We start from the raw sequence: 25308 nt of genomic DNA, 5'->3' as shown, positions 1-25308 counted from the left end.
TCACCATTTCCCCTCCGCAGCTTCTGCGCTAGGGGATTTTATATGCTGCCTGGTAGGTTAGTTTTTGTAGAGCAAAAGATATTGTATGAGCTGTTAATGGGGGGTTGCATAATAGCGTGATGATTTTAAGTTTTTTTGCGATCAACCCATGATCCCGAAGGCGTGTATTTTCAGAGCAGGCGAGACGCCTAACCCTAGTCCCCACAAGGTCTCAAATTGTGCAACCAGGTTAATTAATATTTTAAATTCACGTCCAAAGTTCCCTAAATCTGCACCTGCACCGTCACAAATGAGTTGTCATTAACAATAAGCATTGGTGTTAAAATGTTTACTAAGAATCATGAATAAAGCCTAAATAAGTTAAGTTAAAATTAACTAAAACAGTTAATTTTTGAATTCTATTCGGTATGTTTATTACCTAAGTTTATAGTTTATTTTAACTTAAATCATCATCAAATTTAACTATATCGAATTGCTATCTCAGGCAAGTGGCTAAGGCAAAATCGCTTTAAACAATTGGGTATGCAGAGTTAAAAATTTTTATCCCTCTTCGTGGGCTATTAGGAGCGATCGACGGATGGAAGACTGTTTAAACTTGTACTGTTTTTAAATTATGAACAGTGACATATCTGTTATGAAATATACAAAAGGAGCCGTTACTGGCAATTCTGGCGGAGGAGCGATCGCCCCCAATGAATTCAGGAAACAGATTCACCGCCACAGAGTACAAATTATCTGGATTCGCAAGCTGCGAGTCTTCGTTAGCCCGGAGATGATAAAGCTGCCTTAATTAACACAAATAAGGGCTTTGCACGAAAATCAAAAAAATATTTTCTTGAGAAACAAGAATAAAAACTTGCTCGCTTATTGTAGCCGCGGTAACAACACGTATGCCTGAAGTTATAGTCCACAGCCAAGTCTACGGGATGATCTAAATCAATAGGGTGATGTGGCAGTGTGGGGGTGTTAAGAGGGGCGCTCGAAGAGGAATGTTCCCGGAGCGATCGCTTCCCAATCGGGGAGTCTAAAACCTAGGAAGGCAAGGAGTTGGAGACAATGCTGAACTTTTTGAGTTCAGGAAAGTAGCGTTAGCACTAAACTCTGCCGTATTGTGGAAATCGAGCCAAATTTGTAACAGTTCTTAACTATAAATAATTCTGCCAAAACTGCTAGCATAGTGACACTTTTGCTAGCAAAAACAGATAAAGTAAATAAAGTTGGCTAGCTCTAGACCCCGCGATCCCCAGGATGGGGATGTTGAATCAATTTGATTCATACCAACTGGTTTTAGAGTTACAATCGGAATCAAAGCTTCGCTATTTAACTGAGTTCTTTACTTACTTTTACTTTCAGCTATGAACGTGGATTTTATCAAAGCCCAAGTCAGGTTGCTACAGGGTGCAAGTTCATCGGAGCGAGAAACCCTTATTAAAAACATCGGCGTCTGTGCTGGCGTGATCCGACCGGGAGAGTACGTGACGCCGCAACGGAAGCACGCTATCACTCTCTGGCTGCAAACAAATGCGGTTCGCCTCCGGCTTCCCCAACTTCCTCTGGACTTATCAGGCCAAAAGCCTTAACAGGGAAGTCATCAAGAGGTAGGGACAGAATCAAAGAAATTAGTCAATCTTACCTAAAAGTGCGTTTTTATTGAGCTGTACAGGATCAATGAAACACGATTAAGATTGAAAAAATGTTTGTAGGGAAAGTTGGGCTCGAAAACACGCCTGTGGAAAAGAAGCGGCCGACCGCCTTGCTAGAAACAGGAAGTGAACGTCAAACCTGCTCTAAAAGTAGATTTGAGTAAGTTTCACAGAAAGGATTATTCTGCACAACTATAACCTGGGTTATTTGCTTTTAGATTTGAGATTCACGATTTAGCTCGTACTGGATAAATTTGCTATTTGTGGATCGCCTGAAAAATTATCCTATTCAATAGGTATAACTAATTACAGGGGCAGTCATTGAACTGCCCTTACTTTTGAACCCCGATGCGAAACTGCTGGAAGTTACAATAAAAACATCTACTTGCAGATAGAGTTTAGGCGAACTCTCATGTAAGCTGCTGCGGATCTATATTATTTGGTATGTTCGAGAGAAGCGGAGAGGGGGAGAGGAGTTGACGAGCTTTAATAGGGAATTAATATCATCAAACAGAACGAGTTATAGCAATCCTTGCAGGAGTCGTACAAAGATGTAGGGATAGTGCCTTTCTTTGCCTACCCCGGCCTCATGGGGGCAACCATGGGGGGGTTGGCCCCTACAAGAATTACATAAAGGATTTAGGATGGCTATATTACAATTCACTTGCTTTCTAATATATTTTTCCACAAAAATACTGTGAGCAAAAAACAAAAATTTCCTTATTTAGTTGGTTCCCGATGGACTTCACACCAAAAAACTTGGGGGTGGCGACACTTTCAAGTCGTCAACCGAAAAAACGAAGGTAAATGGGTATTTGCAGAAATGGTGGCGGCTTGCGATCCAAATGTCCGTTTTTGGCTGAACGCCGCACAGCTCAAAGACAGATCCCTGTGGCAAGCTGGATGGCAGTCTACGCAAGAATTAGAGGAACTAGAAACTGCCGACTAAAAGACAGGGTTGTGGGGTAGAGTGAGGGGAACTTCCGCCGCCTCCTGCTATCGTTCCGATCCAAACCAATACGGAGTGAAACTTTGCAGGTTTTGAAAAATCTTTTACATGACTACAAGTTCGGAAACCCTTATGTGGCAGCGTTTTTGCTTAAGTAAGTCGGTTGAATGCGTTTTGTAGGGTAGTGTACTTTTTTCTCTACTAAGGCGATAAGTTAAATTGACTAAGGTCGATCGTCCCATATTTCCAGCGGCACAGGGCGCAACCTTCCCGCTACTTCTACACTCGGCCAATTCGGATCGAAAGTCAAATTTTCCAACGTTCCATCGCTGTGAATTACAAATGTATCCTCAATTTTTGCTCCCGACAAACTCGGATTCCAAGCCACAGCCATATTTTCTGCCAAAATATCTGAAGTTGCCGGATTCGCCACAATTTCCCGCGCCAAATATCCGGTAGTTCCGCCTTGATGATGTTCCGCAATTGCTTGAGGATATCCGTGTTCTTCGTAAGCAGTTTTAAGCGTATCATAAACCGCATTCAGCGTTACTCCCGGTCGGCAAAAATTTAGCGCGGCTGCTTCAATTTCTCTGACTTTTCGGTGTAACTCGGAATGCTTTTCTCCAAGAAAATCGAAACAGACAAATCTGGTTAAATTTGCATACAAACCCCATCCCCTAGCGCAAAATACTAACATTGCTTGTCGTCCAATTTGTTCGGCGGTTGCTGTGGCGTGGCGGTACAGTGGCAAACGCCTTTCTCCAGCAACTAAGGTAAGTGCTGGATGCAAACCTCTCGCCCACAAAGCCTCTGCACCGGCTCCCGCTAGCTGATATTCTGTCCATGTTGGTTTGGCTGCGGAAAGTACCTCTGTCATCGCTTCGCTGGCTAAACGCCCGACTCGCCGGTATCGCTCTAATTCGCTTGACATCATTGTGTGTTTGCGGGATTGTAAAGATGCGATTATTGGTGTTTCTTGGGAAGAAGGTCGATCGCTCATGACGTTACCGCCACCAGTAATTTCTTTAACAAAAGCTTCGCGCTGTGCAACATCAGCCCAAGGATATATGTACATTTTAAAGTTGGCTGGCAACTCCTCGTCCTGCAAGCGTTGAGCTTCGATTTCGTCAGTGAGAACCCAAGCTGTTTCAGCGGTGATTAAAAGTTCTGCCACTCCGGTTTCTGCGGTTAGCAATACTGTATGGGAACCGCCGGCTGTGGCCCAGGCAAACCAATCAGTGCCTCGCAAGCGAAGGGATCTCGCTTTTGTTTCGGTTAAGGCTTTGCGGATGAATTCGAGTTTTAGATCGACTTCTTGATTTAATGAGTTTATCATTAGCTTTATTGCATATAAATTGTATTTTTTGGGCGGGCGGGACGCCCACCCCACAATAATTGAATCAAACTTTACTTGAAAATTTAAATGCGTTTCAGCTTATATTGACAGATACGGCTTGCAGTTCTTTAGCTTTTTCTTCGGGTAAAGCGTCGTTGGCAAACATTCCGGCGGCGAGTTCGGTTCCTGCGAGGTATTTTAGGCGATCGCTCGATCGATAGGGCGGATAAAATTGGGCGTGCAAATGCGCTTCTGGATGGGGTTTCCCATCTGTGGGCCCTTGAAACCAAGCCATCAAATAAGGGAACGGGCGATGCCACAAACCGTCATATTTGAGGGTGACTGTTTTTAAGGCTTTTGCGAGTGATTGACGCTGTTTTTGGGTCAAATCGATAAATGTAGCAGCGGGGGCGATCGGGGCAATCCACACTTCGTAAGGGTAGCGAGCACAAGCGGGGACAAAGGCGATCGCCTCTTCGTCTAAATAAATAATTCGCTGTTTGTCGGAAATCTCTTTTTGAATCAAATCTTGCAGCAAACCGCTACTATTTTTTTGATAGTAAACCGATTGACATTCTAACATCCGTGCCGGCACCGGTGGCACGAACGGATAAGCGTAAATTTGACCGTGGGGATGGTGCAAAGTTACTCCGACTTCGACGCCGCGATTTTCAAAGGGCAAGACGTATTCAATTTCGGGATTGCTGCCGATAACTGAAGTGCGATCTGCCCATACTTCTAACAGCAATTCTAAGTGAGATAATTCTAAAGAGCCGAGGGAAGCTAGCGGATCTTGAGTAAAAACAACGACTTCGCAAATGCCTTTAGCTGGCAAAGTTTCTACAATATTTGCCGGTGCGTTTTTGGCTTGCAAAGTCATCGAGGGAAAGCGGTTGTCAAACACTGCTACATCGTAATCTCCCGGCGGCAATTCTGTCGGAAACTTAGGGTTAATTGTAGCTGCCAGCGGGTTGTATTCCGGCGGCGGCATGAAAGTTCTTCCCTGACGGTGGCTGGCGTATGCTACCCATTCCCCCCGCAAAGGATGCCAGCGAAAGTGGGGGTTGGCCTCTACGGGTTCATTGCTGGGACTTACGGCCGCGATACCTTCTGGGATTGGGTAGCGGCTGTACAGTGTGAGTGGGCGGCCGTCTGGTTTTAGCAATGTTTGGGCGTACATTTTTTGTAGGGGCGGGCGATCGCGTTTAATATATGTTAGGAGTATAACTTCGTGCTTTGAGAATCCGCCCCTATCTAAAGTCGCAAATTATGTTAACAAGTTTAGTTTGCAGTACCAATGTCAGCCTACCCTGTGCTATTGTGGAACCGGCCGGAGAGCCAGGATCTGGATTCAATTTAAATGCGTAGCAGCTTACGATCGCAATTCTCAATTACCCAGTATATTTATTGATCGACTATTCGATCGAGCTTTTCCTTAACCAACAAGTCTAACAACGATCGCAACACAAACAAGCCACCGAATCCCGAAACCGCAAAAGCTGCGATCGCCCCCGTTTGATATCCGCCCACCAACAGCACTGCACCCGACAAAAACACAAAACCAGTCAGACAAGCGAAAATTAGAGCTTTTAGGGCTAAATTCATGCGTTTCAAGGCTCTTTCGCTCTCGATATTTCGAACTCTTATTTGCAACTCGCCATCTTCTATCCGTTTCTCTAAACGTTTGAAAAAAACTTCCGCTTTACTTGGCTGCTGCAACTTATATTTAATAAAACTTCGCGCTTGCCTTGCCAATTCTCCGATCGCATTTCCTCGCCCCTTGCTCACCGCAATACTTTTGACAAAAGGCTGAGCGGATGCTAGGAAATTATAGTCAGGGTCGAGAGTTCTAGCAATGCCGTCGAGAGTCGTCACCGACTTGATAATAAACATCATTTCTGCAGGCAAGCGAAACGGTTGCTGCTCGAACATGATATAAAGTTCGTTCTTAATTTCATTAAAAGCTTGAAAGTCGATCGGCTTATCAATAAACTTATCCAACAGAAAAGCAATCAACCTGCGTACCGGCATCATATCCGGCATCGGCTCAACCAAGCCGATCTTAATTAAAGTATTGATTACCTCGTCAGTATCCTTTCTCATCACAGCAAAAAAAGTCTTAACCATTTGGTCTTTAGCCAGAGACTTCACCTCAGCCATCATCCCAAAATCGTAAAAAATCAAGCTACCATCTTCTGTCACCGCCAAATTTCCCGGATGCGGGTCAGCTTGAAAAAAACCGTCAATTAACAACTGTTTCAAATAACAGCAAATTCCAAGTTGATTGAGCTTCACAATATCGACTCCAATCGCCTCTAAACTAATGCGGTCGTCCACCTTAATCCCTGGTGCATATTCTAGAGTTAGCACTTTTTTAGTAGTGTATTGCCAGTAGACTTTCGGGACAATAATCTGAGGATATTCTCGAAAATTATGGCTAAAGCGATCGGAATTTTTACCTTCTTGCAGGTAGTCAATTTCTTGATATAAAATCTTAAAAAACTCGTGATAAATAGATTCTAGGTCATATTTGCGCGTCGCAGGCAGATAGCGATCGCAAAAACGCATCACTTGGCGCACCGCCTTTACATCCAAATCAAATAAACTTTCCAAACCCGGACGCTGCACCTTTACAATCACATCTTCCCCGGTGTGCAGCCTTGCTTTGTGCACCTGTCCCAGACTCGCAGCAGCGATGGGCGACGGGTCAAAATCGCGGTACAAAGCATAAATATCCTTGCCTAACTCTGATTCTACAAGAGCGATCGCCTCTTCCGAACTAAACTGAGGAACCCGATCCTGCAACTGTTCGAGTTCCTTCACATACTCGAGCGGCAACAAATCCGCCCGAGTCGAGAGAGACTGCCCGATTTTAATAAAAGTCGGGCCTAAATTCAGCAAAGTATTGACCAACCAATGAGCGCGAATTCTTCTTGTATGAGGCGAATTATTTTGCAGCAGTGCGTCCCACCACAAAAAAAACATAAACTTTCCCGCCGCTGCAAAAATGTCTATTTGCCGTGCCAGTGGCGAATATTTAGAACGTTGCCAACGCAGGGTTTTAGGTGCTGCTTTTGTGAGCATAATATTGGCGATCAAATTCCATGCACCATGACAATTTTTAGGGAACAATCCAGGACGCAGAAACCCGCTGGTACGAAAATACGGGTTGCAGGCTTTTGAAACAGTTAAAAAACTCAGTTTTTTTGGTCTATCTTGCGTAATATCATATCCGACTATACAATTATAATTAAGTTCCTAGTAAGTAATACAAGTCCTGATTAATTCATAAATATAGGACAGTCGTACTCACTACAAACAGGCGCTAATTACGGGCCAATAACCAGACATAATATAAGTCCTGTGGAAAATCAGCAATCGAGAACCGGCAATTTAGACGGCAACTAGATCAACAATTCAAAACAGAGGACTTGGTAGTGTTTACGACATTTCCAAATCTCTCTTTTCTGGCAAGTCTTCTAATTTTGCCTGTTCGCTGCCAATTCCCAACAACTTCTCAACCGAACTATTCTTCTACATTACAGAGTGCCACTGCAAATTGCGGCAGAGTCAAAGTAAAAGATGTGCGCCACAAAGTGTCAGCTTCTGAACTTTCGACCGGACAGCTTGATACATCAATAGTACCATTCAAGTGCTGCACTAAACACTTTACCAGCGCCAGACCCAAACCCGTACCGGCGATAGCTTGGTCAGTAATGCCAGTGCCACGGCGGAACTTATCAAAGATGTGGGGCAAATCAGCAGCAGAAATGCCACGCCCGAAATTAGAAATGCTCAGGACAATATAGCCGGCTGCCTCAGACGCCTCCAAAACTACCGCCGTTCCAGAAGCAGAGTATTTTCCAGCATTCGTCAGCAGTTCCAGCAGTACCCGATTGAGAATGTCCAGATCAGTTTCCCAGCAAGGGGTCAACTTGGGCAAATCCACCTTAAGAGTCAATTGCTTATCCGCCCACTGTTTTTCAAAATCCCCAGCTAAATCTTGAAACAAACGGTTGAGATCGATTTTGATTAGAGAAATCGGGACTTGCTGAGGCTCAAACTGCTTGAGGGCCAGCAAATCGTTAACCAGAGCAGTTTCCTTAGAACACTGCTGTTCTAGAATGTCGAGATACTTAGTCCGATTCGCTGACGGCTGTTCAGCTTGTTTGAGCATCAGAATCGCCAGCTTCATGATTGTTAAAGGGGTACGCAACTCGTGACTCAGAGTGCTGAGAAACTCGTCTTTAATCAGCTTCAATTTCCGCATTTGCTCTAGCTGATTGGCAGATTGTTCGTACAGTTTCCCCTGCACGTCGAGGCTTTGCTGCAACTGAGAGGTTCTGTCGAAGACTAAGGTTTGCAATTCCTTAAGCGTTTGAGTTTGGATAATCATCTTGCTCACTTGAGCGCTGATTGATTCGAGAACTTCTAATTCTTCCGGGTTCCAATTGCGCGGCTTCGAGTGCTGCAAAACCAAGAAACCCAAAACAGTTTCCTGGTAGCTACGGCCCGTGAGGGGAACCAGCAGCAAGCCGCGAATGTCTTGGAGTTTCAAAATTTCTGTGGCCGCTTCTTGTTCTTTGCCGATTAATGCGCCTGCATCAGCGAGGGCGAGGGGTTTGGGTGCGCTGTGGAATGCTTGGTGGCACAAATTAGATTCTGACAGCCAAAAAGCGGGATAGTTATTTGGTTGTGAGTTGGGGATTTTGGATGGGGGATTAGCAGTTTTATCTTTGTTTTTTGTTTTGGATGTTGAGCTTTTTTTTCCGGTAGCGCTTTTTGCTATTGGCTGTTTCTTTGGATTTTTTTTTGCAACGGATTCGCAAACTAATTCGATTTTCGCTTTGGGAGTTTGATTGGGGGAGCGAGTTGTAAATAGAGGATCTGTATATTTCAATAGCAGGATTTGGCCTCTATCTACTTCCAGGGTATCGACGGTATTTTCAATAACTTGCTGCAATATTCGATCGACTTCTGAATTTGTGTCGATCGAGGCAGCAACTGACCTGAGTAGATTTTTGTATTTAGCTTGTCGCTGTAACTGTTTGTTTAAGCTGGCAATTTCTTGAGTTTTTTGAATGTGAGAAATCGCGCTGCCGATCGCGTCTGATGCTGCTTCAAGGCGCTGCCGATCGGCTACCGACCACTCGTGAGGTTGCGACTTACCAACAATCATCATCCCATTTACAGCCCCTCCAAATCGCGCAGGCCCTGCCAGAATTGCCCGAAAAGGCAGCGCAGTCACAGGGGAATTGGGCGATGAAGCTGCCGGAATATCAAGATAGTCGGATATCGCCACTATCTCGCCGTCTGCTAGGACGTTTGCCCAAACAGGATGTTCGAGTGATATGCTAGGCGGTTTTAATCTAGGGGTTTTGGGGTGTTCCGGTGTTTCGGTGGAATCGGCAACACCGGCAACATAGGGGAAATCGCTGCTATTTTGCCAGTAAGCATTCGGATGTACTACTTTTTGGTCAACCACAGCAGTAACTAAACAGAAATCTGCCCCCCATGCAACCCCCAAAGTATTGGCTATTTGCAGCAGGAGGAGTTCTCGATCAAAGCTGGTGGCGAGAATTTGGCAAATTTGTCGCCCAAGAAGGGCAGGATCGACCTGGAACTGCATAAGACGATCCAGAAATTTTTGGACTGATACTGGTTCTGCGATTTGCGGAAAATACAAAGTGCAAGACTCTGACGGCGATCGGTCGATCGAAGTAAAGTCTTGATTTCCCTGGCGATCGATCATGGCAACCAAGCCTTTATTCTAAGATGTTTGAGCCGGCTCCCGCTGCCAATCTAGAACCTTTCCATAACTGTCGGCTTGACCGTTGTTATGAGCCTGCTTTCTGTGTTTGTGCAGCCGGTCGGCGGGTCGCTCGATATGTAAAAATATACCCAGATCTGACCGAGTTCTATTTTCCTGTTTTCTACCCTTTGATCTGTACGGGAGGAACTTTAGCATCCTTTACCGGATGATTATCAACCCCATTCCCGCTAATTTTGACGGCTATTAGTAGTATGAAGGTTTTCTAGAGACCGCTTAGTGACACCCATCTCCTCACCCTGTGATGTTTCCTCTTTAAGTTTGTGATCTTAACAAATTTTTATTTTGATACAAATCGGCCGATCGAGTAATGCCGATCGCAAAAATTCAAAATCCCCAAATTATCACTCATAACTATAGCTGAGAGTTTCCGAGTTTTGACTCAAAAACTCATTTTTCACAACACCGAGAGCAGCGCGGCAAACTCTAGGCTTAAATTTATCAGACTTACCTGCTTACTTATTTTGTGCTTCCTGTTGGGCTTTATCGCTATTTTGGCGGTAAAGTGCCGTCCGGTTCTGAGCCGTTGTGTAGCGGGGATGCTTGGAAGGCACGGCGGCCATCAAATCGGAAGCTTGCTGCCACTTAGCAGCTACGACTAACCAATCCTGGCGAGATTGAGCGGTTTTGCCTTGGGTGGCTGCTTGTTCGGCTACTCGCACTGCTTGGGCAAAAGAGTCAACAGCAGAATTAACAGTCTCCTTAGAAATTTTCAAAGCAGGTTTTGCCTCCGAGGAAGGGGCAGTTGCTACGGCTTGGGTGGTGGCTTGTTTGCTGTTTGGCACTTGGGAATTAAGTCCTTTGTAGATGGCAGTTGCTGCTGCAAGCAACAGCACGGTCAAGCTGATGCCGCCGACGATACCGCGCTGAAATTGCCGCGGTTGCTGCATCGATCGAGGTATAGCCATTCTCGGCAAACCCCGCTTGCCTGCCACAGCTTGTCGTTCGTGATGCTTGCTCAGAGCTAAACGCTTGAACAAATTCGGCTTTCGGAGTTTAATTTCTTGAGACCACAAAAGTTGATTATCTGGATCGCGGCTAATTTCTTCCAGCCACAGCAGTTGGTGTTCTCGGACAAGCCGGCTGTTGATGTTGACTCGGCGAATATTGTGGGGCGAAATGCGTTCCAAAATTTCTCGGACTCGATCGACCAAACTAGACTCTTCGAGCAGTTGGGGCGTTGCAGCTTCGCACAGCAGTTGCAGCACGCCGTCTGCAAACACGGCTCTGGCCCTCACCCCTACCTGTGCCAGTTCGTCATTAAGGATTTGAATAATCGATGCAACCGAGCCCTCGCGAGCTTGTCGAGCAATGTCATCTATTGGATTTGCCATAAAACTATCTTGACGCTTAGCAATTGTTAATTGTTAACCCAAAGTCTCGGATCTAATTTTTACTCATACAGGTTATCACTGACACTGCCAGGTTAAAATAAACAGATGCAAATCTTGCATACCGATCCACTTAAAATTATCACCACAGCATCGAGCGAGGCTAACAGGAAATAAACTATGGGTAAAGTAATTAGCGGTCAAATTTTTGTTGTAGACGACAACATCGATACAGATCAAATTATCCCGGCAGAATACCTGACCCTGGTTCCCTCGAAGCCGGACGAGTACGAGAAACTAGGCAGTTACGCGATGATTGGCTTGCCCGATCGCTACGGTAAGTTTATCGAATCCGGTGAACAAAAAACCCGGTATCCGATTATCATAGCGGGCGAAAATTTTGGCTGCGGTTCTTCGCGGGAGCACGCTCCGATAGCTCTGGGGGCTGCTGGCGTCACAGCGGTGGTAGCTTTGTCTTACGCACGCATTTTCTTTCGCAATTGCTCGGCTACTGGCGAATTGTACCCGATCGAATCAGTCGAGCGACTCTGCGACTTGTTTGTAACAGGCCAAGAAGTGACGATCGACTTTACAGCAGAGGTAATTGTCAACCACACTCTCGATCGAACTTTCTCACTCAAACCTTTAGGAGAAGTAGGCCCGGTAATAGATGCCGGAGGGTTATTTGACTACGCGCGCCAAACGGGAATGATTGCGGCTCGCTCTTAACTGTTAAAATCCCTGCAATGTAGGGTGCGCGGCTCTGCCGTCCACCTTACGAATATCTCTTTGCTCAAACCCCTCCCATCTAGGGTGCGTGGCACTTTTCTCACATCGAGTCAATAAAATTCAATAAAATACGCTGGTGAGCAATGCCAAAAGGTCGCACATCTCCTGACTGCTCAGAAAAGCATTTTCCCGCCCGAATCTGCTCCGGTGTCAACAACTTCATATCCCAACCTTCAAGCAAAACTAAATCGTTGACATCCGCACTAAGTTGTGCATGAAAAACGTGGCGAACCACATCTTTTTCGACATCACAACAGAAAAAAGAAACACTTGCAGGAGCATAACTAATTTCTTCTTTCAATTCCCGCAATACAGCCACTTGGGCAGTTTCTCCCGGTTCCAAGTGTCCGCCAAACAAAGCCCAATGTCCGGGATACCTGATATGAGGAATATCGTCTCGCAACTGACAGAGAAACTTGCCGTCTTGGTACAAAATCGCGATCGCAACGTGAATTTTAGTCATGTGTTAGAAAGAAGAGAGAAGGCAGAAATTGCTGTAGAAGCGGGTTCACCAACATCTGTAAAATTAACTAAAAATATAGGTAAACCCGCCCAGACCCTAATATTATGATTAATGAACTTTTAAGATAAATAAACAGCTCCCAATAGCCCAATCACAACTATAAACCTTTGATTTTTATGAAATAGACTTACTTATGGAAATAAATTAGCATCTTCGTATTGTTATTTATTAGCTGCTGGAGTGCGCTTTAATTGTTCCATTTCCTCAACATAAACTTCACCTAAATCTTTTCCGGCCAATTCCTTCAGAGTAATACTCTTGTAGCGGACTTCTCCCTTCAGCAACACTTCATCCCCAAGCTGGGGCAAATCTTGCTTGGTTAAAATCCAAATACTGCCCGTACCATCCTCAAGTTGATAAGCCGCATTCCCCACAAACGGAGCGCGATTTTCTACCTTTCCCCGAAGATAAACTTCAGCATCCACTTGCCGCTTTTGTTGAACGTCGCCAATGCTAGCAACATTAAAGCCAAGATTAAGTTGAGACAGAGGTAAATTGCCACAACTGAAAAAACCGCTGGCGAGGATTAGCGATAAAGAGCCGGTGCAGAATCTTTGAACCCAAACTTGCTTAATTGCAGTAGTCATTGGTCAACTGAGTTGAGATTTGAGATACGACTTACTTTAACAGAATCCCAAGAATCGATCGCAAGTAAGAAATTTCTCTAGTGTAGTCCTTGGCGGGGATTAAGCTAAAATCTAAAATCGTCAGCCCCTAACCCAGAGTCTACAATGGATGCCAAAACTGCTCAAATACTAGATGGCAAAGCTTTAGCGACAAAGATTCAAACCGAGCTGAGCGATCGAGTCCGCACCCTACAACCCCAAAAGGGGCGTCCTCCCGGACTTGCGGTGCTGATGGTGGGCGACAACCCAGCTAGCGCAGCCTATGTTCGCAACAAAGAGCGAGCCTGCGCTAAAGTTGGCATAGCTTCCTTCGGCCAGCATTACCCAGCCAACGCTACTCAAGCCGAACTAGAACTTGCAATTGGGGCACTCAACGAGGACGATCGAGTAGATGGCATTTTAGTTCAATTACCGCTACCAGAACACTTAGATGCCATTTCGCTGCTGTACCAAATTGCCCCCGACAAAGATGCTGACGGACTTCACCCTGTAAATTTAGGCCGTCTCGTGCGCGGGGAGCAAGGCTTGCGGAGTTGTACTCCCGCCGGAGTGATGCGGTTATTGCAAGAATACCAGATTGATTTGAAAGGAAAAAACGCCGTTGTTTTGGGCCGCAGTATTTTGGTAGGTAAACCGATGGCGCTGATGCTGTTAGAAGCCGATTGTACTGTTACAGTAGCTCATTCGCGGACGAAAAACCTAGAATCGATTACCAGCCAAGCCGATATTCTAATCGCCGCCGTCGGCCGCACAGAAATGATTACAGCTAATATGGTCAAACCTGGATCAGTAGTAATTGATGTCGGTATTAACCGCGTTGTCAATCCAGACGGTACGAGTCGTTTGGCCGGAGATGTGGACTTTGATGCTGTTAAAACAGTAGCGGAATTTATCACGCCGGTGCCGGGAGGAATCGGGCCGATGACTGTTGCTATGCTGTTGGAAAATACCGTTTCGACCTACAGTATTAAGTAGTAATTAGTCCTTATAAATACACCTAACGTAGGGTGCATCGCTGTCGAAAATTCTGGTGAAAAATCGATCAAGTTTTCAGGAAGCCACGCACCCTACAACTACACCTAATGTAGGGTGCGTCGCTGCTGAAACTTTTGATCCTATTGGAATATCTAAGGGTGGCGACGCACCTGACTTTACCGTAGGGTGCGTCGCTGTGATATTGTCTATCGGATTTGCAGATTTAAGGGTGGCGATGCACCCTACTGCTTGACCGCAACAACGCGAATTCGGCGATAATCTGCACTCCAATTACCATCGCGGTACAGCGTCGGCCGCAAACGTTCTTCAACTGCGTTAATTACCTGCGATCGCACATCATCAGACAACCCCGACAAAAACCCGCCAGCAAACATCTCAATCCAATTTACCATACCCGCGCTGCCGCCTTCTAGGGGAGTCGGGCGATCGAACAAAACGGCATAACCCACCTCAAATCCCTGCTTTTCCAAAAGCCCAGCATACTCGCCAATACTCGGAAAATACCAAGGATTAAGCGCTTCAGGCTCCTGACAGCCAATTTCTGACAAAACACTCAAAAGTGCGCGGACGATCGCCCCCACGTTCCCCTTACCCCCAAACTCAGCCACAAAACGCCCTCCCGGCTTCAGCGCTTTTTCCACACAATTAATCACAGCATCCGGCTGTTTAATCCAGTGCAAAACCGCATTAGAAAACACAGCATCTAACGGCTCTTCTACTTGAAAATTCATCGCATCCGCTGCATCGAAGTTGATGTGAGGGTAGTTTACTTTTGCCGTGGAAATCATCGACAAAGATGAATCAATACCTTGCACAAAAGCACCACTTTGAGCAATTTTTTCAGTTAACTGCCCCGTACCGCAGCCCAAATCCAGAATTTGTTCACCAGCCTTCGGATCTAGTAACTCCAAAAGCGATTCACCGTACCGCCAAACAAAAGCATGATTTCCCTCATAAAGAGCGGTATTCCAAGAATTTTGTGCCATGATAACTACCCTAAATCTGTCTTCTCTTTCTCTGTGTTCTCTGTGTTCTCGGCGGTTAACAAAAAACCTTCTTCACAAAACAAATCAAATTATTTGTTAGCGAGTTGGGCGATCGCACTTCCATCAATACGGCAAACCCTAATATTTTCCAAAATCCGCGCTCCCTGCTTTTGATAAAAAGCAATTCCCGGCGCATTGCCAGTATTAACAGTCCATTCCATTCGCCCGCAATTTGTGGACTCAGCAATTCGTGCCAAAGACTTTGACAGTGCTGTACCGACTCCCATACCGCGCATAGGAGCTAGGACAAATAAATCATCAAGCCAAAGACAAGGCTGCGCCAAAAGACTTGAATAGGAAGCATAAAACATCGCAAACCCTACCGCTGTGTCGCCAACTTCCGCCAACAATACTCGCACTAGGGGAGACTCGACAAATAGTGTTTGCTTCAATTTGTCTGCTGTTGCTTCTAAAAGATGTGGAACTCCATCGAATTCTGATTTCTGCGAAATAAAAGCCAGAATTAGTTCCAAATCTACCAGCTCTGCTTCTCTAATTTTGATATCCAAATTTGCCATTTTTTGATTCTGAATTTCGCCTATTAATCACTGTATGAAATATCATCATTAATGTCCAATATATGTTTGACTAACAACTTATACTTTTAAAGTATCAATCATTGGGACTTATGGAACTTCGGCATTTGCGTTATTTCATTGCAGTTGCAGAGGAACTGAATTTCACTCGCGCAGCCGAAAAACTGCATATTGCCCAACCACCGCTGAGTCAACAAATCCAGCATTTGGAGGCAGAGTTGGGGTTTCAATTGTTTCGCCGCACCAAGCGGACGGTGCATTTAACTGCAGCGGGACAGGTTTTTTTCGAGGAGGCCGGGAAAATTCTGCAGCAAGTCGATCGAGCAATTCAACTCGGCCGACAAACCAGTCGGGGCGAACTCGGCCAACTGACGATCGGCTTTGTGAGTTCTGCAGCACACAACGTGGTTCCAGCGATTTTGCAGGCGTTTCGCACTCGGTGTCCCGCCGTCAAACTGGAACTGCACGAACTGACGACAAACGAACAGTTGCAGCGGCTGCGGTTCGGGCAAATTGATATCGGCTTCGTGCGCCCTCCGGTTGAGGAAGATGGGATAAATTCTGAAATCGTTTTTCGAGAACCGCTGATCGTGGCACTGCCAGAAACGCATCCGGCGGCCGATCGCACGAATGTTGAATTACGCGAACTTTCCACGGAACAGTTCATTTTATTTCCGCGTTCCCAGGCTCCGGGATTGTACGATGCGATCGTCAGTCTTTGTCAGCAAGCAGGTTTTAGCCCGATCGCAGCTCAAGAAGCAATTCAAATGCAAACCATTGTGAGTCTGGTAGCTGCCGAGATGGGCGTGGCGATCGTCCCGGCGTCGATGCAAAATTTCCAGCGCAGCGGGGTTGTTTACAAATCTTTGCCAGAATCAACCTGCATTGTGGCGATCGCTCTGATTTGGCGCAGCGATCCAACGGCGGCGGTGCAGCGGTTTTTGGAAGTCGCCAGACACATCAGCGGATTTAAGATTTGAGATTGTAAATTTTAGATTGACTGGCAATTTGACAAAGTTATCAAAACTCAAAGATTTTCTGTGCAACAACACCCGTAGAATGATTAATTGATGCTCGGAGTTCGAGCAACTACTGCCGTAAACGTCGGCACCATGCGACCCGAACGGCTCACAATATCCCACATAACTATTCAGTACAAGAGAGCAAGGGATGGTATTGGCAACAGAAATGGGTTCGTCCCAACCGGAATCCTCTTTCGACCTATCTACTTATCTAGTCAATCGAAAAGAGGCGATCGAGGTAGCTCTCGACAGTGCACTGCCGGTCATCTACCCAGAGAAAATTTACGAAGCAATGCGCTACTCGCTGCTAGCGGGGGGCAAGCGCCTGCGTCCGATCCTGTGTCTGGCTAGCTGCGAACTGGCCGGCGGCACTACATCTATGGCAATTCCGACAGCTTGCGCTTTGGAAATGATCCACACGATGTCGCTGATTCACGACGATTTGCCGGCAATGGACAATGACGACTACCGACGCGGCAAACTGACGAACCACAAAGTTTACGGCGAAGATATCGCCATTTTGGCTGGCGATGGTTTGCTGACCTATGCTTTTGAATTTATCGCTACTAAAACTGAGAACGTACCCCCCCAACAGGTGTTGCAGACGATCGCCCATTTAGCGCGGGCATCGGGTGCTGCTGGATTGGTAGGCGGTCAGGTGGTTGATTTGGAATCGGAAGGAAAGACAGATGTTTCTCTGGAAACTTTGAATTACATTCACGCTCACAAAACAGGCGCGCTGTTAGAGGCCTGCGTAGTTTGTGGGGCAATTCTGGCTGGGGCGTCTGCTGCAGATTTGCAGCGGCTGTCTCGTTTCGCTCAAAATATTGGGCTGGCTTTCCAGATAATTGACGACATTCTGGATATTACTGCTACCCAAGAAGAACTGGGCAAAACTGCTGGCAAAGATGTTCAAGCAGGGAAAGTCACTTATCCGAGTTTGTGGGGAATTGAGGAGTCTCGGCGCCAAGCTTCGCAGCTTGTTGCTGATGCTAAGGCTCAATTGGCAGTGTTTGGGAGCAAAGCTCTACCGCTGCTGGCTATCGCCGATTTTATTACCAGCCGCAGTAACTAGAAATACTAAACACTATGCAGGAAATTTGCAGCGGCATATTCAACAATCATGTACTCGTGGTTGCTTTGCTCGCTTGTCTGGCGGCTCAGATCATGAAGTTGCCGATCGAGTTGGTCAAAAATCGCAAGTTTAATCTTCAGTATTTGGTAACAACGGGGGGAATGCCCAGCGCTCACTCGTCTTTTGTGGGCGCTTTGGCTGCTGGAGTCGGACAAACGATGGGATGGGAAAGCCCGGATTTTGCGATCGCTGCGATCTTTGCAATTATTGTGATGTATGACGCAGCAGGCGTCCGCCAAGCAGCAGGCAAGCAAGCTCGCATCCTCAACCAAATTATTGACGAGTTTTTTGAGGAAGATCACAACCTTAATGAGGCTCGCCTGAAAGAGTTGCTGGGACACACTCCTTTTCAAGTGCTTGTAGGTTTGGGGCTGGGAATCACGATTGCTTGGATCGCAGGGCCTGCATATTAGTTAACTGTTAACTGTTAACTTTTAACTGTTAGTTGTTGACTGTTAACTGTTAACTAATCACTACTGACCGAATTCTGCTTGCAGAATATCGTCATTGTCATCGGCGATCGTGGCGACAATAGTAATAACCCGAGAAATTTCCCCGGCCGAGATTTCGGCGATCGTCCGAGTCGATATTACCGCAACTTGATTGTCAACAATGGCAAAATGAGATTCCAAAGTAGACAGCCAATTCATTTCTAGAAGTTTCCGCATTAATTGAGCTTCATTCTTCGCTGGCAACTGTAGTACAAAAGCCCAAACAGTCAAAGTATCCTCTTCGGTTTCGCCGGTGAGTTGCACGAACACTTCAACACTGCCGTACTTAAACTTCCAAAGATGTCCGCCAGCTTCACTTTGACCGACCATCACTTTTTGGTCTACAGCCATGCTGGCGATGACAGTTTCAATTTCTTCTGCATAGGTGACGGCTGTGGCTTTTTCGACCTGCTCGGAGGCGATCGCGCTTTCACTCGATTGGCTTTCTGTGGAAGCTGTTTGTAGGTTCGGCTCGCTGGTAGTCATGATTATATTTAGATGGAAAACTATTCCAATAATCAGTTTACTTGCTATGTTCTTCAGATTGTAAATTTTAAATCTTAAAGCTCCGTCCAGAGTAACTTCTTCCTAGGCTCTGCCTGGGAACCGATGTCCAGAGGCTCCGCTTTGCTTAACTACGAAAACTTGAGGCAGAGCATCTGGATCTGCGTTACCAGGCAGAGCCTGGTAACGAGTACAAATTATGACTTTAAATAACTGGTTCCCCGGCTATGCCTGGGAACCAGTATATCTCGCTTGTTTGCGGAGGCAGACGCAAGTTTGACTTGCAAAGCGGTTTCAACCAGGTTCGCGATCGTTTTTAAGCCTTGGGCTTAGTCGCCGGCTTCTTCTCAATGGTATTCAAGCCGTTGAGGAACATGGGGACTAATTTCTCCATAAATGCCTGCGGGTCGCGGTTCCAGGCGCGCTGAGCTACATCTACTCTGGTCATTTGCAGGTCGGGGGCTAGCAGGGTTGCGGGCAAGCGTTCCATCAGGTATTGCGGGCGTTCCCACATCGGCATGGTGTTGGCTATATCTACTAGGCGGGTGACGCGGCGGAGTTCTGCCCCCAACATGATATCCATTCCCGATTCAAAAGCTGCTTGTTCGATCGCCACATACTTGCGCTTTGCCTGTTCCACCTTCTGGCGGTGTTCCGGGCTTTTGGCAGCTATGGAGGCGAGCCAGCGGTTGCCCCAGCGGACGTGACCAGCTTCTTCGGGAAAAATCTTTTCGATTGTTTCGCGGATTTTGATGTTTTCTGCGCTTTGGGGAGCCTGTTTGAGGGCGTGGATGTGGGCTGAGAAATACTCGCATCCTCGCTTTTCGGTGACATTGATTGCGGCTAAGGCTGCAATTATACCGTCATCGAGGTTGCGGTATTGCTCTTTGTCCAGCAGGCGCTCAAATTCGTCAATGTAGGAGACTCCTGGCGGCGTTCCCACCTTTTGGCCCAAGTCTACCAGCAAGTCGGTGAGCCACATCGCGTGTCGCGCTTCGTCGGAAATGTGCCGGGAGAGGTCGCGCACGAGTTCGGCCGGTTCGCCGTCTAGCCGTTCGATCAAGTCGGTGAGGTCTTTGCAACTGCGCTGTTCGCTAAACCGATAGCGATTGAGGGTGATCAAGTGAATTTCGCGATCGCGCACTACATTAGCTAAAATTTCGCGCGCTCCCATAGCGTTGCGAAGCTTGCGGGGATAGGCAACAGTCATGCTTTTATGTTGTTTTGTAAAGATACTTGTATAAGTGTAACGCAGTTTTTCGGCTTCCTAATTCACTCGCAAGGCAGAAAGTTATTGTTTAGCACGGATATTCAATTTTATACAGACAATTTTTTTACTAGCTCAACCAACGAAAATAATTTGGAGTTGCGAGCCATACCATTTTAGATGTTAGATTTTAGATTAAAAATGACTGATGACTATCAGGGTTGGGAGCTTTTATACAGTTAGATTATTTTTTTAAACTGCTATCACGCAAGGGTGGCGCGGATCGCAGAAAGCAATCTCACGCACTCAAAACTCTTCAGGTTCCGTCGAGTCTGAAGCCTCAACACTAGCAGACTCTTGTTGAAATTTTCGCGCCTCTTCTACTTCTAACCTAGCCAAAGTTGTCGCCACATCGGCTAACTGTAAAGCCAGATTCATCCGACAAACCGGGTTTTTTTCCCTCCAGAGGTCTTTTGCCAAGAAATGTACTCGATAACGAAACATTTTAATTGAATTTGGCGGAGTAACTTTCACGGTCATAGTCTTTCTTCGGTTGAAGTTTGAATGCGGAGCAGCACCCGTTCTAGCTCCAAGTAAACAAATGTCAGCATGATTACTTTATCTTCATCGGTGATTGTAACACTACAGGTTGCCGATCGAGGTTCAACGCCTTCGTGCCTGACAACTACAGTATATTTTCCCGGCTTCAGGTTATCAAAATTCACATCAGCTTCAAACAGGTCAACTGTCTCCTCGGCCAGCACTCGTCCTTCTTGAGTCAGTAAAGTGACAAACGCAATGCCGTCAACTGAAGTCATGGCGACGTTACTCTGATTGCGGATCATCACAAAAATATCGGACATCGTTTGGTCATTGTTAATTGCTAATTGCTAATTTAGAATGAGTGCAGAATCTCACAAAAGAAGGAGCATAAATACAGTGAATCCTTTCAAGTTTTTGCTAATTTTGACTGTTAGTGCAGCGGTTCTCGGTTGGGGAAAAAGTGGGGCCGTAGCTGCTATCTCAAATATCTCTGAGATTGAGCCTCGTTTGCAGCTTCACGGCGTGCGGGTTGCTCAAAGGGACGATCGCAATTTAAGCAACTCGAAAGGTACATTAAAAGAAGGCAGTGCCCTCTCTATCGATCCTGATGAAGTTACGGGCATACCAAAAGCTGAGGCGCGACAGCGTTTCATTTTGAATAAGATATATCGGGTTCAGGAAGGCACTACCGCTGACGATTTGTTTATTGTTGATGAGAAAGCAAATAAATGGGCTGTAGAGGATGTCTCTGAGGCTACAATGGGCCCTACTACTAACAGCGTTGCCCAGATAGTGTCGGGTAACGGGAGAGTCTGGGCGTTGATCCAGAAGTTCTAAACTTCAAAAAAACGCCGCTTTTAAGGGCGGCGTTCTTATTAATTAAAAATCACAGGTTAAAAATGGTATAATTACCAGTTTTAACTTTTAATTTTTAATTGTTAATTTTCTAACAGTCGTAGTAGAGAGCAAACTCGTAGGGGTGAGGACGCAGCCGCATCGGGTTGACTTCATTGTCGAGTTTGTAGGAAATCCAAGTTTGGATGAAGTCTTCGGTAAATACGCCGGTTTCAGTTAAGAAACTGTGGTCTTTTTCTAAAGCTTCTAAAGCGCCTTCCAAGGAACCGGGAGTCGAAGGAATTTTGCTCAATTCTTCAGGGGAAAGGTCGTAGATATCCACGTCCAAAGGTTCGCCCGGATCGATTTGATTCTTGATGCCGTCAATGCCGGCGCACAGCATGGCTGCAAATGCTAAATAGGGGTTGGATGTAGCATCGGGACAGCGGAATTCTAACCGCTTGGCTTTGGGGTTGGTTCCCGACAACGGAATCCGCACTGATGCCGATCGATTTCCTTGAGAGTAAGCTAAGTTTACAGGCGCTTCAAAGCCTGGAACTAAACGCTTGTAGGAATTGGTGGTGGGATTGGTGAGTGCCAAAAGTGCCGGTGCGTGCTTGAGAATGCCACCAATGTAATGCAGTCCCATTTGACTGAAACCAGCATATTGATCGCCTGCAAATAAAGGTTGGCCGTCTTTCCAAATCGACTGGTGAACGTGCATCCCGGAACCGTTATCGTTAAATAGCGGTTTGGGCATGAAGGTGATGGTTTTGCCGTATTTTTTGCCGACGTTTTTGATTACGTATTTGTAAGTCAGCAAGTAGTCGGCGGCTTTTACCAAAGTGTCAAAGCGGAAGCCGAGTTCGCATTGACCGCCGGTGGCGACTTCGTGGTGGTGCTTTTCGATTGGTACGCCGCATTTTGCCATTGTCAGCAGCATTTCCGTTCTCATGTCTTGTGAGGTATCGGTTGGTGCTACTGGGAAATAACCTTCTTTGTAACGCGGTTTATAGCCGAGGTTGCCACCTGCTTCTTCTTTGCCGGAATTCCAGCGACCTTCGATCGAATCTACGTAATAGTAGCCGGAATTTTGGGTTTGGTCGAAGCGAACGTCGTCAAAAATAAAGAATTCTGCTTCCGGGCCAAAGAATGCTGTATCGCCAAGACCGGTGGAAAGCAAGTAGTCTATGGCTTTTTGGGCAATGGTGCGCGGACAGCGACTGTACGGTTGGCCGGTGCGAGGTTCTTTGATGCTGCAAATGAAGCTGATGGTAGGTTCTGCCATGAACGGGTCCATCCAAGCGGTGGTCGGATCGATGACCATCGTCATGTCTGATTCGTTGATGGCTTTCCAGCCCCTAATGCTGGAACCGTCGAAGGGTACGCCGTCTGTGAATGCAGTTTCGTCGATTTGGTCGTGGTACAGGGAAAGGTGTTGCCAGATCCCCGGCATATCGATGAATTTGAGGTCAACGATCTGGATCTTATTTTCTTTTATGTAGTTTAAGGCTTCTTGGGGTGTCTGGAACATGACTTACTCCTGATATTGGTTGTTTCTTGGCGATCGGCCGATTTCAGACTGTTTGGGCGATCGTAGGCCTTCAGTATCCACTATTTTGTATCTAGGGCTACAAAATTCTGAAATAGGGGCCCAGTGCGGCCGGGCAGTTTGAAATTCTTGCCCTGTGGATTTTTCGACTGAAGATACAAGGCAAACGGCTGAATTTTACGACAGTTTGCCACGGATAGACTACCCTTCGTGAAAATCCTATCTCAAATCTTAATCAAACGCCGATTTGTAGTAGTCTACAATAGGCGGTCTGTCTCAGATAGCAAAGTATTGATAAAGATTTTTGGGAGAGAAACTTATGCGCGATGCAGTGACGAGCCTGATTGAAAATTATGATGTTGCTGGTAGGTATTTAGACCGAGATGGTATCGATCGGTTGAAATCTTATTTTGCAACGGGCACGGCACGGGTACAGGCGGCGGCTGCGATTAACAGCAATGCTGCGGCAATTGTTAAGCAAGCTGGTATCCAGCTATTTGCTGAACAGCCAGAACTGATCCGTCCCGGTGGAAATGCCTACACGACTCGTCGCTACGCGGCTTGTCTGCGGGATATGGACTACTACTTGCGCTATGCTACTTACGCCCTGGTGGCTGGAAGTACCGACGTGCTCGACGAGCGCGTGCTGCAAGGTTTGCGAGAAACTTACAATTCTCTCAGCGTTCCCATTGGCCCGACGGTGATGGGGATTAGCATTATGAAGGAGATGGTTAAGGCTCAGGTGGAAGCTGCTGGCTTGTCTGTGGGGCCTTTTTTGGATCAGCCTTTTGATTACATGATTCGCGAATTGAGCGAACAAGATATTTAAGTCAATTTGCTAATTCTTTTAGCAGCAAATTGCACTTGTGGCTGGCAGTTAGCAGCAGTTGGATCGATCGCTTTTTTTGGCCTCACCGCCTCCAAGCGATCTTTTTTTATGGGTTATACAATTTTAGATTAAAGATTTCAGATTAAAAATAATAGATTAAAAATAATAGATTAAAAATTTAAATAATTGGGAATGACTGATGAATTAAGGGTTTGGAGCTCCCCTACAATTGCATTCTTGTTTGAAACTGGTGCTAAAAATCGTCAACACATCCCCAGACGAGGCATTTGTCCAGGGGATTTTTAGTTTGACCCAGATCCACTTGTGCGACGGTTGTTGCTTCTACTTCGCCATTGGGGTAAAGAATGTGGATGATGTCACCGCTGACGAATGCGAGGGGATTTTCTTGACAATTGCCGGGATTTCTGATAGGAAAGTTCATTGTTTTCATGGTCGCTCGCCCTGATGGTATTTGTAGCGCTTTTAGCTGCATATAAATCATCCGCTAGTAACAAAAATTATTGTGTGATTCTATGAATGTTTATCTGTGATAAAACTACACACTCAGAGCGATCTCAGTCACATCATGTAAGCTGGGGGCGATCGCCCCGCGACAATCGCCAAACCAAAATAATCGCCAAAAATTAGCAGTGGGGCTTGTGCGTAAGTGCTAATCTGGTACTGTTCTTAACCCTATCCGTACAGATTAAAAACCTTGGCTAAACAGCGACTAGACACTTTATTGGTCAGCCTAGATTTGTGCAGTTCCAGACAGCAAGCTCAGGCATTGATTCGGACTGGAAAAGTCTCTATCAACCAGCAGGTAGTTGACAAACCGGGCACTGAGGTTGACATTGCAGCAAAAATTCAGATAAAAGAGCGATCGCGCTATGTTTCCAGAGGCGGTGACAAATTAGCCAAAGCTTTAGAAGTTTTTGCGATTCCCGTTGCAGGCAGAATTTGTCTCGACGGCGGCATCTCCACAGGCGGTTTTACCGACTGTTTGCTGCAAGCCGGCGCGGCCTTAGTCTACGGCGTAGATGTTGGCTACGGTCAAGCAGATTGGGGCTTGAGGAATGATCCGAGGGTAATTTTGAAAGAACGCACCAATTTGCGGTACATGACTGCTGCTGAGCTTTACGGCGACTCTGAGCGAGCAGATTTGGCGGTAGTAGATGTGTCGTTTATTTCCCTGGATAAGATTTTACCGGCGCTGTGGGAATTGTTGGCACCACCGCGAGAAGCCGTGTTGCTGGTAAAGCCGCAGTTTGAGGTAGGGCGGGAGAGAGTCGGGAAAAAAGGCGTAGTGCGAGACTCAGCAACTCAAGCTGATGCGATTTTTCAAGTGTGGAAGGCAGCCACAGCTTTAGGATGGCAGCAACGCGGCTTAACGTGGTCGCCTTTACTTGGCCCGGCCGGTAATATCGAGTATCTTTTATGGTTGGGGATCGATCGCGAACAAGAAACAGACCAGAGGGCGATCGAAGAGGATGTTGTGAAAGAACGGATCGCACAAGTCACCAAAGCGGCCGCGCGGGAACTTGTCGATCGATTGTAGATTGTAGATTTTAGCTTGATTTCAAGAT

26 protein-coding genes are annotated in these 25308 nt (G+C 46.3%); 11 read left to right on the top strand and 15 right to left on the bottom strand.

Annotated elements, in window-relative coordinates; translation table 11 throughout:
• Nucleotides 1-634 precede the first annotated feature (634 nt).
• From QUA90_RS22270 to QUA90_RS22260, 3 genes are all read left to right on the top strand, one after another.
• Nucleotides 635-790 (top strand): hypothetical protein, encoded by a 156-nt coding sequence (locus QUA90_RS22270; RefSeq protein ID WP_333329573.1) that lies wholly within the window; start codon nt 635-637, stop codon nt 788-790.
• 565 nt (nt 791-1355) lie between these two features.
• The gene (locus tag QUA90_RS22265) at nt 1356-1580 is read left to right on the top strand and encodes a hypothetical protein (RefSeq protein ID WP_006635912.1); all 225 of its coding nucleotides are present in this window, start codon (nt 1356-1358) and stop codon (nt 1578-1580) included.
• 760 nt (nt 1581-2340) lie between these two features.
• A complete protein-coding gene (locus QUA90_RS22260; protein WP_242725377.1) occupies nt 2341-2592 on the top strand; it encodes a TIGR02450 family Trp-rich protein in 252 nt (83 codons plus the stop codon).
• A gap of 223 nt (nt 2593-2815) precedes the next feature.
• Here QUA90_RS22260 and QUA90_RS22255 read toward each other — a convergent pair whose 3' ends face one another.
• The 5 genes from QUA90_RS22255 to QUA90_RS22235 all read right to left on the bottom strand — a co-directional run bounded on the left by QUA90_RS22255 (nt 2816) and on the right by QUA90_RS22235 (nt 11092).
• Nucleotides 2816-3928 carry a M24 family metallopeptidase gene (locus QUA90_RS22255; protein ID WP_333447765.1) on the bottom strand — a complete coding sequence of 371 codons (1113 nt, stop codon included), beginning with the start codon at nt 3926-3928 and terminating at the stop codon, nt 2816-2818.
• Nucleotides 3929-4022: 94 nt separating this feature from the next.
• Entirely contained in the window at nt 4023-5108 is a 1086-nt protein-coding gene (gene galT / locus QUA90_RS22250) for a galactose-1-phosphate uridylyltransferase (RefSeq protein ID WP_333447763.1), read from the bottom strand.
• 224 nt (nt 5109-5332) lie between these two features.
• A complete protein-coding gene (locus QUA90_RS22245; RefSeq protein ID WP_333447761.1) occupies nt 5333-7012 on the bottom strand; it encodes an AarF/ABC1/UbiB kinase family protein in 1680 nt (559 codons plus the stop codon).
• Nucleotides 7013-7454: 442 nt separating this feature from the next.
• Nucleotides 7455-9680 carry a GAF domain-containing sensor histidine kinase gene (locus tag QUA90_RS22240; RefSeq protein ID WP_333329585.1) on the bottom strand — a complete coding sequence of 742 codons (2226 nt, stop codon included), beginning with the start codon at nt 9678-9680 and terminating at the stop codon, nt 7455-7457.
• Between the two features lie 533 nt (nt 9681-10213).
• Nucleotides 10214-11092 carry a hypothetical protein gene (locus tag QUA90_RS22235; protein WP_333447759.1) on the bottom strand — a complete coding sequence of 293 codons (879 nt, stop codon included), beginning with the start codon at nt 11090-11092 and terminating at the stop codon, nt 10214-10216.
• 177 nt (nt 11093-11269) lie between these two features.
• Between QUA90_RS22235 and QUA90_RS22230 the strand changes: the two genes are divergently transcribed.
• The gene (locus QUA90_RS22230) at nt 11270-11818 is read left to right on the top strand and encodes a LeuD/DmdB family oxidoreductase small subunit (RefSeq protein ID WP_333042404.1); all 549 of its coding nucleotides are present in this window, start codon (nt 11270-11272) and stop codon (nt 11816-11818) included.
• Between the two features lie 100 nt (nt 11819-11918).
• Here QUA90_RS22230 and QUA90_RS22225 read toward each other — a convergent pair whose 3' ends face one another.
• Nucleotides 11919-12341 carry an NUDIX hydrolase gene (locus tag QUA90_RS22225; RefSeq protein ID WP_333329594.1) on the bottom strand — a complete coding sequence of 141 codons (423 nt, stop codon included), beginning with the start codon at nt 12339-12341 and terminating at the stop codon, nt 11919-11921.
• A gap of 221 nt (nt 12342-12562) precedes the next feature.
• Nucleotides 12563-12988 carry a DNA-binding protein gene (locus tag QUA90_RS22220; protein ID WP_333329598.1) on the bottom strand — a complete coding sequence of 142 codons (426 nt, stop codon included), beginning with the start codon at nt 12986-12988 and terminating at the stop codon, nt 12563-12565.
• Nucleotides 12989-13132: 144 nt separating this feature from the next.
• Between QUA90_RS22220 and folD the strand changes: the two genes are divergently transcribed.
• A complete protein-coding gene (folD, locus tag QUA90_RS22215) occupies nt 13133-14002 on the top strand; it encodes a bifunctional methylenetetrahydrofolate dehydrogenase/methenyltetrahydrofolate cyclohydrolase FolD (protein WP_333447757.1) in 870 nt (289 codons plus the stop codon).
• Between the two features lie 242 nt (nt 14003-14244).
• On the opposite strand, the gene QUA90_RS22210 is transcribed toward folD, so the two are convergent.
• Nucleotides 14245-15009 (bottom strand): methyltransferase domain-containing protein, encoded by a 765-nt coding sequence (locus QUA90_RS22210; protein WP_333447755.1) that lies wholly within the window; start codon nt 15007-15009, stop codon nt 14245-14247.
• A gap of 89 nt (nt 15010-15098) precedes the next feature.
• Entirely contained in the window at nt 15099-15587 is a 489-nt protein-coding gene (locus QUA90_RS22205) for a GNAT family N-acetyltransferase (RefSeq protein ID WP_333329604.1), read from the bottom strand.
• Nucleotides 15588-15697: 110 nt separating this feature from the next.
• On the opposite strand from QUA90_RS22205, the gene QUA90_RS22200 reads away from it, so the two are divergent.
• From QUA90_RS22200 to QUA90_RS22190, 3 genes are all read left to right on the top strand, one after another.
• Nucleotides 15698-16585: a LysR family transcriptional regulator gene (locus tag QUA90_RS22200; RefSeq protein WP_333447753.1), complete on the top strand. Its 888-nt coding sequence runs from the start codon at nt 15698-15700 to the stop codon at nt 16583-16585.
• 190 nt (nt 16586-16775) lie between these two features.
• Nucleotides 16776-17702, top strand: a complete 927-nt coding sequence (crtE, locus tag QUA90_RS22195; protein WP_333179856.1) for a geranylgeranyl diphosphate synthase CrtE — start codon at nt 16776-16778, stop codon at nt 17700-17702.
• Nucleotides 17703-17716: 14 nt separating this feature from the next.
• Nucleotides 17717-18175, top strand: a complete 459-nt coding sequence (locus QUA90_RS22190) for a divergent PAP2 family protein (RefSeq protein ID WP_190658220.1) — start codon at nt 17717-17719, stop codon at nt 18173-18175.
• A gap of 60 nt (nt 18176-18235) precedes the next feature.
• Here the strand turns inward: QUA90_RS22190 and QUA90_RS22185 are convergent, their stop codons facing one another.
• From QUA90_RS22185 to QUA90_RS22170, 4 genes are all read right to left on the bottom strand, one after another.
• A complete protein-coding gene (locus tag QUA90_RS22185) occupies nt 18236-18739 on the bottom strand; it encodes a YbjN domain-containing protein (protein ID WP_333447751.1) in 504 nt (167 codons plus the stop codon).
• A gap of 334 nt (nt 18740-19073) precedes the next feature.
• Nucleotides 19074-19967 (bottom strand): ferritin-like domain-containing protein, encoded by an 894-nt coding sequence (locus QUA90_RS22180; protein ID WP_333447749.1) that lies wholly within the window; start codon nt 19965-19967, stop codon nt 19074-19076.
• A gap of 303 nt (nt 19968-20270) precedes the next feature.
• The gene (locus tag QUA90_RS22175) at nt 20271-20504 is read right to left on the bottom strand and encodes a hypothetical protein (RefSeq protein ID WP_333084936.1); all 234 of its coding nucleotides are present in this window, start codon (nt 20502-20504) and stop codon (nt 20271-20273) included.
• Nucleotides 20501-20827 carry a hypothetical protein gene (locus QUA90_RS22170; protein ID WP_333084935.1) on the bottom strand — a complete coding sequence of 109 codons (327 nt, stop codon included), beginning with the start codon at nt 20825-20827 and terminating at the stop codon, nt 20501-20503. The genes QUA90_RS22175 and QUA90_RS22170 overlap by 4 nt, the downstream gene beginning before the upstream one ends.
• Nucleotides 20828-20864: 37 nt before the next feature.
• Here QUA90_RS22170 and QUA90_RS22165 point away from each other — a divergent pair, with 37 nt between their 5' ends.
• Nucleotides 20865-21344, top strand: a complete 480-nt coding sequence (locus QUA90_RS22165) for a hypothetical protein (RefSeq protein WP_333389113.1) — start codon at nt 20865-20867, stop codon at nt 21342-21344.
• 109 nt (nt 21345-21453) lie between these two features.
• Here the strand turns inward: QUA90_RS22165 and glnA are convergent, their stop codons facing one another.
• The gene (glnA, locus tag QUA90_RS22160; protein ID WP_333329618.1) at nt 21454-22875 is read right to left on the bottom strand and encodes a type I glutamate--ammonia ligase; all 1422 of its coding nucleotides are present in this window, start codon (nt 22873-22875) and stop codon (nt 21454-21456) included.
• A 337-nt stretch (nt 22876-23212) separates the two neighbouring features.
• On the opposite strand from glnA, the gene apcB reads away from it, so the two are divergent.
• A complete protein-coding gene (gene apcB / locus QUA90_RS22155; RefSeq protein ID WP_293258696.1) occupies nt 23213-23722 on the top strand; it encodes an allophycocyanin subunit beta in 510 nt (169 codons plus the stop codon).
• A gap of 253 nt (nt 23723-23975) precedes the next feature.
• Here apcB and QUA90_RS22150 read toward each other — a convergent pair whose 3' ends face one another.
• Nucleotides 23976-24173 (bottom strand): hypothetical protein, encoded by a 198-nt coding sequence (locus QUA90_RS22150; RefSeq protein ID WP_333329621.1) that lies wholly within the window; start codon nt 24171-24173, stop codon nt 23976-23978.
• 264 nt (nt 24174-24437) lie between these two features.
• Here QUA90_RS22150 and QUA90_RS22145 point away from each other — a divergent pair, with 264 nt between their 5' ends.
• Nucleotides 24438-25280 (top strand): TlyA family RNA methyltransferase, encoded by an 843-nt coding sequence (locus QUA90_RS22145; RefSeq protein ID WP_333329624.1) that lies wholly within the window; start codon nt 24438-24440, stop codon nt 25278-25280.
• Nucleotides 25281-25308: the final 28 nt, after the last annotated feature.

This window comes from Microcoleus sp. D3_18_C4 (assembly GCF_036702355.1).
Taxonomy (GTDB): Bacteria; Cyanobacteriota; Cyanobacteriia; order Cyanobacteriales; family Microcoleaceae; genus Microcoleus.
The sequence above is the reverse complement of the archived record's forward strand: the minus strand, read 5'-3'. Positions and strand labels throughout refer to the sequence as shown.